Source organism: Gymnodinialimonas ulvae (genome assembly GCF_037543845.1).
GTDB lineage: Bacteria > Pseudomonadota > Alphaproteobacteria > Rhodobacterales > Rhodobacteraceae > Gymnodinialimonas > Gymnodinialimonas ulvae.
In genome coordinates this window covers 332,660-345,070 of record NZ_JBBIFX010000002.1, presented here as the reverse complement: position 1 = coordinate 345,070, position 12,411 = coordinate 332,660, and the positions used below count along the sequence as shown (strand labels likewise).

The 12,411-nt window shown below is 60.3% G+C and carries 17 protein-coding genes; 3 read left to right on the top strand and 14 right to left on the bottom strand.

Annotated features, from left to right (window positions below):
- Positions 1-5 precede the first annotated feature (5 nt).
- A complete protein-coding gene (locus tag V8J83_RS11515; RefSeq protein WP_339986462.1) occupies positions 6-365 on the top strand; it encodes a hypothetical protein in 360 nt (119 codons plus the stop codon).
- 8 nt (positions 366-373) lie between these two features.
- Here the strand turns inward: V8J83_RS11515 and V8J83_RS11510 are convergent, their stop codons facing one another.
- The 9 genes from V8J83_RS11510 to V8J83_RS11470 are packed head-to-tail and all read right to left on the bottom strand — an operon-like array spanning position 374 to position 5,011.
- A complete protein-coding gene (locus V8J83_RS11510) occupies positions 374-958 on the bottom strand; it encodes a flagellar basal body-associated FliL family protein (RefSeq protein ID WP_339986460.1) in 585 nt (194 codons plus the stop codon).
- Between the two features lie 24 nt (positions 959-982).
- Positions 983-1,723, bottom strand: coding sequence for a flagellar basal body L-ring protein FlgH (gene flgH, locus V8J83_RS11505; protein ID WP_339986459.1), 741 nt, complete (start codon positions 1,721-1,723; stop codon positions 983-985).
- Complete coding sequence (gene flgA / locus V8J83_RS11500; RefSeq protein ID WP_339986458.1) at positions 1,720-2,142, bottom strand: flagellar basal body P-ring formation chaperone FlgA; 423 nt, start codon at positions 2,140-2,142, stop codon at positions 1,720-1,722. The genes flgH and flgA overlap by 4 nt, the downstream gene beginning before the upstream one ends.
- Positions 2,142-2,927, bottom strand: coding sequence for a flagellar basal-body rod protein FlgG (gene flgG / locus V8J83_RS11495; RefSeq protein WP_339986457.1), 786 nt, complete (start codon positions 2,925-2,927; stop codon positions 2,142-2,144). Before flgG ends, flgA begins: the two co-directional genes overlap by 1 nt.
- A 19-nt stretch (positions 2,928-2,946) precedes the next feature.
- The gene (locus V8J83_RS11490) at positions 2,947-3,669 is read right to left on the bottom strand and encodes a flagellar hook-basal body complex protein (protein ID WP_339986456.1); all 723 of its coding nucleotides are present in this window, start codon (positions 3,667-3,669) and stop codon (positions 2,947-2,949) included.
- 3 nt (positions 3,670-3,672) lie between these two features.
- Positions 3,673-3,939, bottom strand: a complete 267-nt coding sequence (locus tag V8J83_RS11485) for a flagellar biosynthetic protein FliQ (protein WP_339986455.1) — start codon at positions 3,937-3,939, stop codon at positions 3,673-3,675.
- Between the two features lie 4 nt (positions 3,940-3,943).
- On the bottom strand, positions 3,944-4,228 hold the full coding sequence (fliE, locus tag V8J83_RS11480; RefSeq protein ID WP_339986454.1) for a flagellar hook-basal body complex protein FliE: 285 nt from the start codon (positions 4,226-4,228) through the stop codon (positions 3,944-3,946).
- Between the two features lie 25 nt (positions 4,229-4,253).
- Entirely contained in the window at positions 4,254-4,646 is a 393-nt protein-coding gene (flgC, locus tag V8J83_RS11475) for a flagellar basal body rod protein FlgC (protein WP_339986453.1), read from the bottom strand.
- An 11-nt stretch (positions 4,647-4,657) separates the two neighbouring features.
- Positions 4,658-5,011, bottom strand: a complete 354-nt coding sequence (locus tag V8J83_RS11470) for a FlgB family protein (RefSeq protein WP_339986452.1) — start codon at positions 5,009-5,011, stop codon at positions 4,658-4,660.
- Between the two features lie 99 nt (positions 5,012-5,110).
- On the opposite strand from V8J83_RS11470, the gene V8J83_RS11465 reads away from it, so the two are divergent.
- Complete coding sequence (locus V8J83_RS11465; RefSeq protein WP_339986450.1) at positions 5,111-6,442, top strand: FliI/YscN family ATPase; 1,332 nt, start codon at positions 5,111-5,113, stop codon at positions 6,440-6,442.
- 21 nt (positions 6,443-6,463) lie between these two features.
- Here the strand turns inward: V8J83_RS11465 and V8J83_RS11460 are convergent, their stop codons facing one another.
- The 5 genes from V8J83_RS11460 to V8J83_RS11440 all read right to left on the bottom strand — a co-directional run bounded on the left by V8J83_RS11460 (position 6,464) and on the right by V8J83_RS11440 (position 10,582).
- Positions 6,464-7,261: a DUF1217 domain-containing protein gene (locus V8J83_RS11460; RefSeq protein ID WP_339986449.1), complete on the bottom strand. Its 798-nt coding sequence runs from the start codon at positions 7,259-7,261 to the stop codon at positions 6,464-6,466.
- Complete coding sequence (gene flbT, locus V8J83_RS11455) at positions 7,258-7,662, bottom strand: flagellar biosynthesis repressor FlbT (protein WP_339986448.1); 405 nt, start codon at positions 7,660-7,662, stop codon at positions 7,258-7,260. The genes V8J83_RS11460 and flbT overlap by 4 nt, the downstream gene beginning before the upstream one ends.
- Positions 7,659-8,033: a flagellar biosynthesis regulator FlaF gene (gene flaF / locus V8J83_RS11450; protein ID WP_339986447.1), complete on the bottom strand. Its 375-nt coding sequence runs from the start codon at positions 8,031-8,033 to the stop codon at positions 7,659-7,661. The genes flbT and flaF overlap by 4 nt, the downstream gene beginning before the upstream one ends.
- Positions 8,034-8,153: 120 nt before the next feature.
- Complete coding sequence (locus tag V8J83_RS11445; protein ID WP_339986446.1) at positions 8,154-9,722, bottom strand: flagellin N-terminal helical domain-containing protein; 1,569 nt, start codon at positions 9,720-9,722, stop codon at positions 8,154-8,156.
- Positions 9,723-10,285: 563 nt separating this feature from the next.
- Positions 10,286-10,582, bottom strand: a complete 297-nt coding sequence (locus V8J83_RS11440) for a rod-binding protein (protein ID WP_339986445.1) — start codon at positions 10,580-10,582, stop codon at positions 10,286-10,288.
- A gap of 112 nt (positions 10,583-10,694) precedes the next feature.
- Between V8J83_RS11440 and V8J83_RS11435 the strand changes: the two genes are divergently transcribed.
- Entirely contained in the window at positions 10,695-12,407 is a 1,713-nt protein-coding gene (locus V8J83_RS11435) for a flagellar hook-length control protein FliK (protein WP_339986444.1), read from the top strand.
- Positions 12,408-12,411 lie beyond the last annotated feature (4 nt).

Sequence of the window (12,411 nt, the reverse complement as noted above, 5' to 3'; positions counted from 1 at the left end):
TTCGGATGGACCGCCTTAAAGCGATCACATCTTTGCTGGCGGACAAGGCACTTTCACCTGTTGCGCTAGCGGGTGCACGGGTTCGGGCCATCGAAACCCAGGTTGAGGGGATTGCCGCGCACCGCAAGGATCTGATGCGCGCGAGTGTCGATCCTTCCGTCGCCGGAAGCATGCTGGCCCAAGCCGAGCGGCTTCGTAAGCAGCAAGCGGCAGCGATGAGCCAACTCGCAGGAGCGCGCGTCGCATTCGAGAAGGAAAAAGTGGCCGCCGCCAAAGCTGTGGGCCGGGACCTTGTGCTCGGTAAACTGATCGAGAAACAGAAGGCGGCGGCCAAGCAAGAGCAAGACCGCCGCAAGTTACGGTAGTTTGCGCGTCAGGCGTCTTGCCGCGTGATGTCTGTGATCAATACATCAAATGCATCGGCCCGGCCGAGAATGCTCTGGGCCGCCTCGCGCAGACCCTCCCGCAATGGAGCCATGGCCGCCGCTTCCGTGAAGACGCCATCAAAACCACCCGCGTTTGCATGGGCGAATAGGACACGCAGGAAGCTGTCCCGCAGCCGGGGTTCTTGATTGAAGACCTCGCTGTTCAGCCCTGTCGTCACTTCAACAGTCAGACCCATGACAACCAACGATCTCACGTTGCCATTTCGGACAATCGGGACAACGAACTGATTATTGAGCCGAACAAATTCCGTACCCTCGCCGGTCTGCTCGACACGCGGTGGCGTTCCCGACCCATGATCGTCATCGCCGGCGTGGTCGTCATCTCCATTGTGCTCATCATCACCGGCGTGTTCAGCCTCATGGCCATCGCCGTGACCGTCGTCCGATCCGTCTTCGTGACCCTCTTCGACATGTTCTTCAGCGCCGGCAGACGTGTCAGATCCGCCAAGAACAAGCCCGGCTCCAACCCCTCCACCTACGCCGACCAACAAAAGCAGAACCGGCAGCAACATACGCATCATGGGCTCTCTCCTTCTTCAGAACGGCAAGATCGTATCGACGACTTCCTGACCGTAACGCGGCCTCTGCACGTCGGTGATCAAGCCCCGGCCGCCATAGGAAATCCGGGCCGCGGCAATGCGATCGTATTCAATGGAATTCTGGCGCGAGATATCCTCGGGACGGACGTAGCCAGACACCAGCAATTCGCGAACCTCGTTGTTCACGCGAACCTCCTGGCTGCCTTCGATGCGCAGAACCCCATTTTGCAAGACTTCCGTGACCGTTGCGGCGACCCGTAGCGTCAATTCTTCGTTGCGTCGGACGGCTCCTTCACCAGCGGACCGGCTGGTGCTGTCGAATTCGACGGCCTCTCCCAAGGATCCGCCACCGGTCATGAGGCCATCAATGCGTTGCGGCAATCCGAACAGGTTTGGAACACCGAGCTCTTCGGAGCCGGTGCGCTCTCTTTCGGAAGAGTTTGAGAACTCAGCGCTGTCATCAATCTCGATCACAACCGTCAAGATATCGCCGCGTTGCCCGGCACGCCGATCGCCAAGCAATGACGCGCGTCCGGATGTCCAAAGCGACGCCCCCTCCGCCCGGTCAGGCACGTGTGCCGCCTCCGGAACGGCGGTGACATTCATGGCAAAAACCTCGTTTCCGCTTGCTGGAGACGTAAGTTCTGGAACCTGACCGACCTGCCCCAGTCGGGCACATCCTGTCATCGCCAATCCGGCAAGACAGACGCAGAGAATTTTGGCGAAACGTGATTTCATTGAGACGGTCCAACGATGACAAGGCCGGGCGCGGAGGCCACAGCGGTAACGGTTTGACGGGACGTGAGGTTGATGACGCGCAATCTTTCGCCCTCCGCCGCACGGTCCAGCGCGCGCCCTTCGGTAAGGATCAAAAGGCCGCCATGATTGTAACGCAGAGAAACGATCTCATTGCGCTCTACGATTGCAGCGGGACGCAGATCGCCTGGGCGAATAGGGCGTCCGGGGTAAAGGTTGATACGCGCTTCCATACCGACGGCCTCGGCCATATCCGACAGGGCGCCCGGCGTCTCGCCCTCCACGGTCGCAACGTCGGAGGGTCCGATCAGTGTTGCGCCACGGATCGTGCCAGCGGCAATGACGGTTTCCTGAGCGGACACCGGCGGGGCAAGGAAAAGGAGCAGAAAAATCCATCTCATCAGCGCACCTGTGTCGTTGCGCCAAGCATCTGGTCAGCGGCGGTCAGAACCTTGGCATTCAGCTCATAGCCGCGCTGTGCCTCGATCAAATCAGTGATTTCGCGTACGGAATCAACGGAGGATTGTTCAACATACCCCTGCCGCAGGGTCCCCAAACCATCTTCACCCGGTTGCCCGGCAAGAGGCGCGCCAGAGGCGCCGGTTTCGAGAAACAGATTCGACCCGATGGCCTCCAAACCGCTGTCATTGGAAAACGCGACAAGGTTAAGCTGCCCAAGGAGTTGTGGCTCAACTTCCCCAAGGAAGCTGGCATAAACCTCGCCCGATGCGTTGATCTCAATGGAACGCGCATCGGCTGGGATCGTGAGGCCCGGGTTCACCTCGAAACCATCCGCGGTGACGATCAGCCCGTCACCCGTTCGCTGCAGCGCTCCGTCGCGGGTATAGGCGCTCTCGCCGCTCGGCAGAGTGACCTCAAAGTATCCGCGGCCCTCGATCGCCACGTCCAGATCGCCACCGGTCGCAGCCACAGTGCCCTGTTGCCAGGTAACCGTGACGGCGGCTGCGCGCACCCCAAGACCAACTTGAACTCCTGCGGGCACTACCGTGCCGTCTGCGGCGTTGATCGCACCAGCACGTGTCATCTGCTGATAGTGCAGATCGGCGAAATCGGCGCGGCGCGGCGAGTATCCGGTCGTCGACATATTCGCGATATTGTTGGAGATCACATCGACACGCAGTTGCTGCGCGCTCATGCCGGTTGCGGCAATATCCAAGGCTCTCATTGGTTAAATCCTTTCTGGATCAGCTGCGCTGGCCTGCGGTGCGCAGGAAATCGCGGATGCGATTGTCTTCGGCATCCATGAAGCTTTGCCCAAGTTCATAGGCGCGCTGGACTTCGATCATGCGCGAGATCTGTGCGACCGCACTGACATTTGATCGTTCGAGAAATCCCTGCATAACGCGTGGATTTTCGGCCGGAACGTAGCCACTCTCGGCGGTGAATGACGTGCCGGACTGGCGCGAAAGCTCCAGCGGGTCGATCGGCATGTAGAGGCCGACAACGGTCAAAGGCTGCCCATCGGCGGAAATTGTGCCATCCGGGGCAAGCGCGACGCCGCGCGCGTCGGGCGGCACAAAAATCGGCGCACCTCCGGCATCAAGCACGCGTCCGCCTTCCGGCGTCACCAACTCGCCAAAGTCATTGCGGATGAAGGCTCCCGCCCGGGTCAATGCCTGACCTTCCGCCGTTTCCACCAAGAAAAAGCCTTCGCCCTCGATTGCGAAGTCGAACGTACCGCCGGTTTGTTCCAATGCGCCTTGCTGCGGTGAAATCGACCTCCCGACCGCGGTGCCCATGCTCAATGACGGCTCTCCACGACCCGTTGCGGCGATGTGTTCGGCAAAGATCAGACCCTCGGATCGGAAGCCCGTGGTCGAAATATTGGCGATGTTGTTGGCCACGACCGACATCTCTCGGGCAAGACCAGACAGTCGGGTAAGCGCGGTGTATCCAGGATTGTCCATGGCCTACATTCCCGCGATGATCGGCACCAACGTGCCGGTAAAATAGGTCGTGAGGGTCTGCGTCATGAACCCCATCGACACCCAGAAAACGACCACGATCGCGGCGAGTTTCGGCACAAAGGTCAGTGTCATTTCCTGCACGCTGGTCAGGGCCTGAAACAGGCCGACCACAATGCCGGAGATGAGCGCCGCGGCGAGGATCGGCGTCGCAACGGCAACGGATACCCAAAGCGCCTGGCGCAGCGTGTCGAAGAAGATCATCTCATCCATGCGCTTACACCGGCATCCGGAGGATTTCCTGATACGCTTCGACCACGCGGTCCCGGATCGTAACGGCCGTTTCCACGGCCAATTCCGTCTGTGCCAGTGCTGTCACCAGCGAATGTGGGTCGGCGCCGGTTGTCATCGCGGCGTGCGCTTGCGCCTCACCTTGAGCGACGGTTTCGGCGAAGCTCGACACAGCTTGGGTGAAGGCACCGCCGTCGGCGGTTTCGGTTGATTGTGCTGCCTGACGCAGGGGTTGATAGGCCTGCGCGGCAAGGGATTGGCGAATATCCATCCGGGATTCTCCTCAGATGATGGGGTTAGCGTCGTAGCAATTCGTTGAGCGATGAGGACATCTGCCGGATCTGATCGAAGATCCTCAGATTGGCCTCGTAGGACCGTTGCGCTTCACGCGCATCGGCGAGTTCGATGACCAGGTCGACATTCGACCCTTCGTAGTTGCCCGTCGCATCGGCCATAGGATGCGACGGATCAAAAATAACGGGTAATACACCTTGGTCGAGGCGCACCGGGCCTGGCCGCACGGCGCCCTGCGGGGCCTCGAGCGCGCGTTCCACCTCGAAACTGGTGATCTTGCGGCGATATCCGGGTGTGTCCGCGTTGGCGATGTTTTCTGACACATGGGTCAGGCGCTGCGCCTGTGCGCGCATACCGGATGCGGCGACGGAAAGGGCACTGGAAAACTCGGTCATCGCACGCCCCCCTATCGACCAATACTGGTGCGCAGGATCGACATCGCCGAGCCGTAAACACGCAAGGCGCGATCGTGGGCGCGCTGCGCCTCAATTCCACGCAGCATTTCGAATTCGAGAGAGACCGTGTTTCCGTTGGGAGACGCAGGCGTTCCGGCATCAACAACGCGCATCGGCATTTCGCCACGGCCAAGGCGGTTTTCCTGTGTCATGGCGCGCCAAGTGTTCGCGAAGTCGGCAACGTCGCGCGCCCGGTAGCCCGGTGTATCCGCATTTGCGATATTCTGCGCCACCACCGCCTGCCGTGAGGCGGAGTGTCGTGCGAGGCCACCGGCCAACTGAAAAATCTCGAGCCTATCGAACATCTGGGTTTCTCCCATTTCGGCTACACGAAGGCTTAAGACTGATTCCTTTACATTCCGTAATTGTGGCGCGCCTTTGCGCCGCTGATCGGAGAATCCATCATGCAAAATCCGGATGCCATCGACCTGCTGCGGGCACAATTGCGGGGCATCACACCGTCTCGCGCGGTCGGAGAGGTCACAGCTCTCGGCCGGTCCAGTGTCTCTGTTGTGGGTCTAACGCGCGTCGCCGCTCTTGGGGATCGCGTACGCTTTCACACGGAACTGACCGGCGAAATCCTCGCGATGGAAGACGGGATCGCGCGCGTCATGCCCGAGGGTCCAACCGACGGCCTGCGCCTCGGCGCCACCGTGTCGCACATCGGGCCACAGGTGATCGCGCCCGATATCAGTTGGCTCGGGCGCGTCATCGACCCTGACGGCGCACCTCTGGATGGACGCGCCTTGTTCCAGGGCGCGCGTGCGTATCCCTTGCTTGCTTCACCGCCTTCTCCGACGCACCGCCGGGGTCTTGGCCAGCGACTGGAAACCGGTCACGCGGCCTTTGATACACTTCTTCCAATCGTCGAAGGCCAACGGGTCGGATTGTTCGCTGGATCAGGTGTCGGGAAATCACGGTTGATCGCTGCGTTGGCACAGCAAATGCAGACCGATGTGGTTGTCATCGGGCTCATCGGCGAGCGGGGGCGAGAAGTACGCGATTTCGTAACCGATACTCTTGGGCCCGACGGCCTCAAGCGCGCCGTGGTGGTGACCGCAACGTCCGACCGCCCCGCACCAACACGGGCGCGCGCCGCGTATACGATGATGGCCGTGGCGGAATTCTTCCGTGATCAGGGAAAGAACGTCCTTCTACTGGCCGATTCAATTACTCGCTTTGCCGAAGCGCAGCGCGATGTCGCTGCGGCTGCAGGAGAGCCATTCGGACCGTCCGGATTCCCGGCCTCTATGGCACAATCGGTCATGGGGTTGGCTGAACGCGCCGGACCAGGTGTCGGGGATCAAGGAGATATCACCGCCATCTTTTCGGTTCTGGTTGCCGGATCTGATATGGAAGGTCCCGTGGCGGACGTCACACGCGGCGTGTTGGATGGCCATGTGGTTTTGTCACGTGACATTGCAGAGCGAGGGCGTTTTCCCGCAATCGATGTATTGCGATCGGTCAGCCGGTCGCTACCGGGCGCCGCGGACGAGGCGGAAAACGCGTTGATCCGCGAAGCACGGCATTTGCTGTCAGCTTATGACAAGGCTGAAATGATGGTACAGGCAGGCTTGTACACTCCCGGTGCCGATCCCACGACTGATGCAGCCGTCAAGGTCTGGTCCGATCTCGACCGGTTTGTGGCGGGGTATTCCGAAGGAGGTGCGGCTGAGAGTTTCGAAGCGCTGCGCAAAATACTGTCGCGGGCCGGATCCATTTCAAAGGCGCCGTGAGAGGCGATGATCGGAATGAGATTAGACGAGATTCTGAAGAAGCGTTATTGCAGTGGCCCCTGGGGTGGACGCTGATATGCCAGCGTTCACCTGCGCTCGAACGGTGAAAGACTTGAGAAGTTCATCTACAGCCTCCGGGTCGGAGAATTGCGAAAATTCCGATGACCCAAGGGTTCTTTCCGCACCCGCTTGAAACGCCTCAACCTGCCTGTCCAGGTCGACTGTCGCAATCGCGGAAGGCAAGCCAAATGCTGTTTCAAACACCTGGCGTAGCGGTGGGTTCCCCAAAACCGTCAGCCAAGCCGTCGCATCGCTTCCGCCGGCTGCAACAATGTCCGGCACTTCACGTGAGGCCGCAAGGGCAAGCCGCATATCGCTGTCGACTTCACCAACTGCAACTTCAAAGGATTGACGATCAAACCGCGCCAAGACCCGGTCCGCGAACGTAGGGCTTTGCGTATTTGGCGGCAATGTGCCCCCAAACCCGAAAGCTTCTGAAAAAACACGGTATCGCTTGTCTGCCAGTCGGTTAGCCAGCGCTTCGGGTTCGTCGATGCCATCTGAAAGAACTTTTTCGATGAACGCGCGGTTGGGCAGGTCATCCTGCAGACCATAGGCGCCCAAAGCCACCCGGAGGAGACGGTAGTCTGAAACCAGATCTTCAGGTGATCGGACCTTTCCGATGTTCTCCGCAAAGTACGCGCGATCACGTTCCTGAACCGGAGCCTGTGCAAATTGCGACTGTTGGCGTTCAAGGTTCGACTCGAGGAACCGCCAACCGGCATACCCACCAAATGGAAGAACCGGCTGGAAAATCATGTCTTGCTGGCAGCAAGAAGGCGGTCTTCGCGCGCGAGCAATCCCCGTAACGATTTGAGCGTCTGGTAAACCTGTCCTTCAACAAGGTGTTGCGTTGCGCGCGACAGAAGGGCGCGGCTGTCAGTATCGGTGAAGACCTGGCTCAATTGCTCCATACCTCGGAGCAATTGTGCCTTCGCCTCATCCACATCCGCGTCTCCGGACAACACCAACTGGGCGATATAGCATACCCTACGAACAGGTGTGTTCGCCTCTTCGGGATGGATCGCATCGCGCAACCGCAAGATGTTTGCGCCGGGTGTGACGATCGATAGGCGCGTGCGCCGATCCCCGTTTTCGATTACGGCACCATTGACCAGGACCCGTTCCTTCGGGCCGAGTTTTAGGACAAGTCCACTCATGTGGTCACCTCCTGACCACTGAGACCGCGCATCACGGCTGTGTTGATCTCCACAAGCGCTTCGAGCGCGCCCGCATCTTGAAGGGCTTTGCGCGACTGAAGAAGAGAAAACTCAGCAAGATAAAAGAGCTGTGCGCGCAAACCTTGCGGCAGGGCATTCTCGTCATCGGCAAGATCCGAGGCCAAAATGGTCCACAGACGCCGATTGTCATGGAGGGCCGCCGCGCGCTCGGTCATCGGTGCATCCGTGCGCATGGCATTGTTCAGTTTCGTCGTTACGGTTTGAAAAGCCGCATATTCGGTGCCGCGTTCCGTACGCACTGGCGCGGCCGAGGCGGCGTAGGCGGATTGGGCGAGCGAGGTGGAAATCACAGGACAGGCTCCTTAAGGCGTGTCGGTGCGGCACGGGGTCTTCGGGTCTTGAGCCGCAGATGGAAGTCGTATGGAAAGGGTTACCGGGGCGCGTCGAAAGGCGCCCCGGTCAAAGTGTGATTACCGGAACAACGACAGGATGTTCTGCGGAGCCTGGTTGGCGATCGACAACGACTGGGTCGCCAACTGCTGCTGGACCTGCAGGGCTTGCAACCGCGCCGATGCTGCTTCCATGTCGGCGTCGACAAGGGTGCCGATCCCGGATTTCAGCGAGTCGACAAGGCTGCCAATGAAGTCCGACTGCGTTTCGATCCGGCCTTGCGCCGAACCAAATTGCGCTGCCGCGTCGATCGAGTTCTGGATCAACGTTTCGACATTGTCGAGCGCTGCGTCAGCCCCATCGTTGGTCGTCACATCGATTGCATCCAGACCAAAGAGACCACCAGATGCCTCACCGCCATCTGCGGCGGCTGTCGCGAACGCAAGGGTCGCAGCCGAGTCGTTATCGACTTTGAGGCTTACCTCGCCGGTCGTGTCATCGATGGCAACCTGGGTCGAGACGCCTTCAATGCCGGCAGAGTCGATCGCAGTCTTTAGGCCACGGGCTACGTCCTCCATGGTCTCACCGGAACCGGCTGTATAGAAATACGCCGTTCCACCGATGGAGGCCTGATAAGAATTTCCCTCACGCGGAGCGGCTCCGGTCGAGAAGAAGACCTCTTCCGCGCGTTGATCGATCGTACCGGTTTCGGTTGCCGTGCCCACAACGGCGCCACCGTTGATGGCGCTGATGAAGGAGTTGCCGCCACCGCCAGCCGTGCTGTCGGCCATGGAGATATCAAGGCTTTCAAACGCACGGGTCGACGTGACCACAATCTCGTCTGTCCCGTTGGAAGCAAAGCTCACATCGTCAAGGTCAAGAGCCTGCAACCGGCCCAGGAGATCGTCGCGCGCAATCGTGTTGGACGTATCGTCAGCAGTCGAAGTGAAGGTAACCGTCTGATTGCCAACCGTGATGGAGGTCGATTCGGTATCATCCCAACCCGTGGCACCCGCGAATGAGATCGTCGCGCTTGCGCCGGTATTGGTCAGGTTCGACCCAGCAAACGCCACACCGCCACCGCTGTCACCCACGATTTGAGAAGACAGGTCGTTACCAGTGCCGACACCGTTGGTACCGGAACCCGTCCCGAGATCCTGGCGGTTCACGGTGATGTTCGTTGCGCTGACATTGCCCGAACCGGACCGGTCAAGCGACGCAAGGATGTTCACATCCTCTGTGCCTTTGACAAGGTTTAGGCCATTGAACTGTGCGGCCCCGACAACGGCGCCAATCTGCTCGCGCAGCGCAGCGATGTCTGTCTGGATCTTATCGCGATCCACGTTCTCTTCTTGCGCGGCAACGATCTTGCCTTTGATGTCGGTCAACAGGTCGGTGACTGTTTCAGACGCGTTCCGCGCAACGGCAACCGTGGATTCCCCGAGGCTCAGGCTCTCCTGAATGCCCTTGAAGCCCTTCACATCGGATTCCATCACCTTCGAAATCGCCCAGACAGCGGAATTGTCTTTGGCGGAGGCAACCGATTTACCCGTCGAAATCTCGGACGTGGTCTGTTGCAGGTTCGAGTTGACTGATTTCAGGGTTTGCAGCGCGACCATAGCGCTTGTGTTCGTCAGAATGCTGGACATGGTGTCCCTTTCCTATTTGTTCCTCGGCGTGGTTTTCCACGTCGGATTACAGGCGACGCCTCAGTTCCGGGCGCCCAATGAGCCGTCATTCTGACGAGTGCGGGCCGGGGTGTTTCGGCCTACGCCACCGCTTGAGGTGCGGGAAAGATGTGCATCGGAATAGATGAACAGGGGCCTAACATGCACGCCTTCAATACCTTGGATTTGAAGCAAAACATGTGCTTATCGGCGCGCCAACAGCCGCGACGCCCCCGGCGTCGTCATGTGGCTTTGGCCTTGCGCGTCATAGGTACTCAAGCCACTCGGAGCCCGCGTAGCTATCTGTCCCCGCGCAGTCGCCATGCCGCTCTGGGCCGCTTGCAACAACGTCGCATTTCGCTGCGCAACAGCTTGAACCCGTGCCAAGTCAACAGGAGCGGTTCGATCCGTTTGCAACCGTTGCAACGCACGTTCCAGCGGAGCCACAATGCGCCCGAGCGCGGCAAGATCCCCACTCAAGAGTGCCGCTTTCTGAGCCTTCAGGAGCTCATCCACAACGTCGATCGCTCTCTTTCGCTGCCCGATCATTGCTCCGCCTCCGCCTGGCGCAAGAGCGATTGAAAGATGGATTCGGCCAATCCGATGCCACCTTGCGCGGCCAATGCGTTGGCATGTTCGCCGCGCAGCAAGGAGGTCATCTGCTCCTCCCCGATGCCGCCACCGAAACTCTCACGGCTCTCGCCAAAGCCCGCGTGTTTCAACATTTCCGCCAAGAAGGCAGCCTCCAGGTCTTGTGCGACCTCGCGCAAGGCCTCGTGATTAGCAGGGGTGCGCACCGAACCGATGGATCCGGTTGCGCCTGTAATGATGTCCGTCGGCATGGGTTTCTCTCGCATTCGAGGGATTTTTCCGGAACTTGGCAGACGGGCGTAAAGAAATCGTAAGAGTTCACACGCTAGCCATGGGCCAACCGAAATCAGACGGACGCCCAGAATGGATGATCTGTTTCAGGGCCTTCTTTCGATGGGCCGTGGCCATATGAAAACGCAGCGCACGCCGGAGGAGGGGCTGGATCCACTCCTGCCGCCATTCGGTCGTGTGTTCGAAGAAGGCGCACGCATCGCCGGCACGGACGCCGCGATCACTGTGCCGTCCTTCGATACCGCGCCCGCCGTTCCTGCCGGTCCAAATACGACATCGGACCTCGCGTCGCTTGGCGTTGACCATATTGGTCCAACCGCAACACCTTTGCGCAACGCTGAATCCCTGTTGGGTCAAATGACAGGCGAAGCTGTACAGGCCCTTTCAACCCCGAAAACTGGCCCAGTTCTGCAGCAGGGCCTCCCTGGCAATGCAAGTTCCGTCGCCGCCTTGCAGGCCGCAGCATTGTCCAGCCGCCTGTCAACGGGGCCGGATCCGGCCGCCGCGCGCGACATCTCAGGCCAAACGCTTTCCGATCTCGCGGCGACGAACAATGGGGTGGTCGAAAAATCCGCCACAATCGGCCACATTACCGGCCCGCTCGGTCAGAATTCTCCGTCAACAGCTGGATCCGCTTCGACCGTCGCCGACAACGCGCTGCAGAAAGTCCGCAACCCTGCACAACTGGCTGGCCGGATGGTTGCGTCCCCTCCGTTATCAGGGGTGGCGATGCCTGCGCCCGGAATGCAAAACGAAGCGCCTCGGACCGACCCCTCTGTGCCGAATTCCGCACCCATCGCACAGGCCGCGATGTCGACGGATCGCGCAAGTCTAACGGCTTCACCGCATGAAACCTTGGCCGGCCAAACGCACCCAAAGGCGAACCCGGCGCTGCAAAACCCATTATCTCATCCCATCACCGGGTCACTCCTTGCAACCGGGTCGGCACAGTCGGAAACGGAATCCTCTCCGGCCAACACCGCCAATGCCGCGCGTCCGACAGCTGAACCGTCGAACGCCCCCGCGCCGAACACAGCAATCGCGGCACCTGCTTCTGCGTCCAAAGCCCCGGACGCTTCTTACCACGTCCCGTCGGACGCGCCCGACACCAACGGCGCGCCGCTCACCGACAGGCCCATCGGACGACCTGACCGCGCCGAACGCTTCGTCGTCGAACAGCCGATACAATACGCGTCCCGTCCAACCGCAACGCCCGCCCTCGTTTTCGCCGCGCAAACCACGGCCGGAACAACGACTGCAACACCGTCCACCGGAACCGATTTTGATGCCGGGATCGAACCGCTCGTCACGCTGCAGACCGCGGCACACGCCCCGTCCGCAACACTCTCGGGTCCTGTGCCGACGGCCTTCCAGGCGCCGCCGAACGCGCCGGCGCTTGTGGCGCAGCAGATTGCTGCCGCGCTGCAGGACCGCGCCGATCCCGGGCAACCGCTTGAACTCGCCCTTGATCCACCTGAACTGGGGCGTGTGCGCCTGCACATGGCCGAGCTTGCCGGCGTCTTGACGCTAACGATCCACGCGGAACGACCCGAAACCGCCGAACTGATGCGCCGTCACCTTGACCTGCTTGCTCAGGAATTTTCCGACGCCGGGGTCGATGCGCCTTCTGTGCGCATCTCACAAGACGGTGCAGAGGGTCAATCCGGTGAACAAAACCAGTCCGAACGTTCGGAAACCGACCCGAACGCGCCGACGGACGCCCCGTCCCCCGCCCCCCACACACGTCCTGCCAATGGCTCCGGGACGCTCGATCTTCGACTATAGGAAC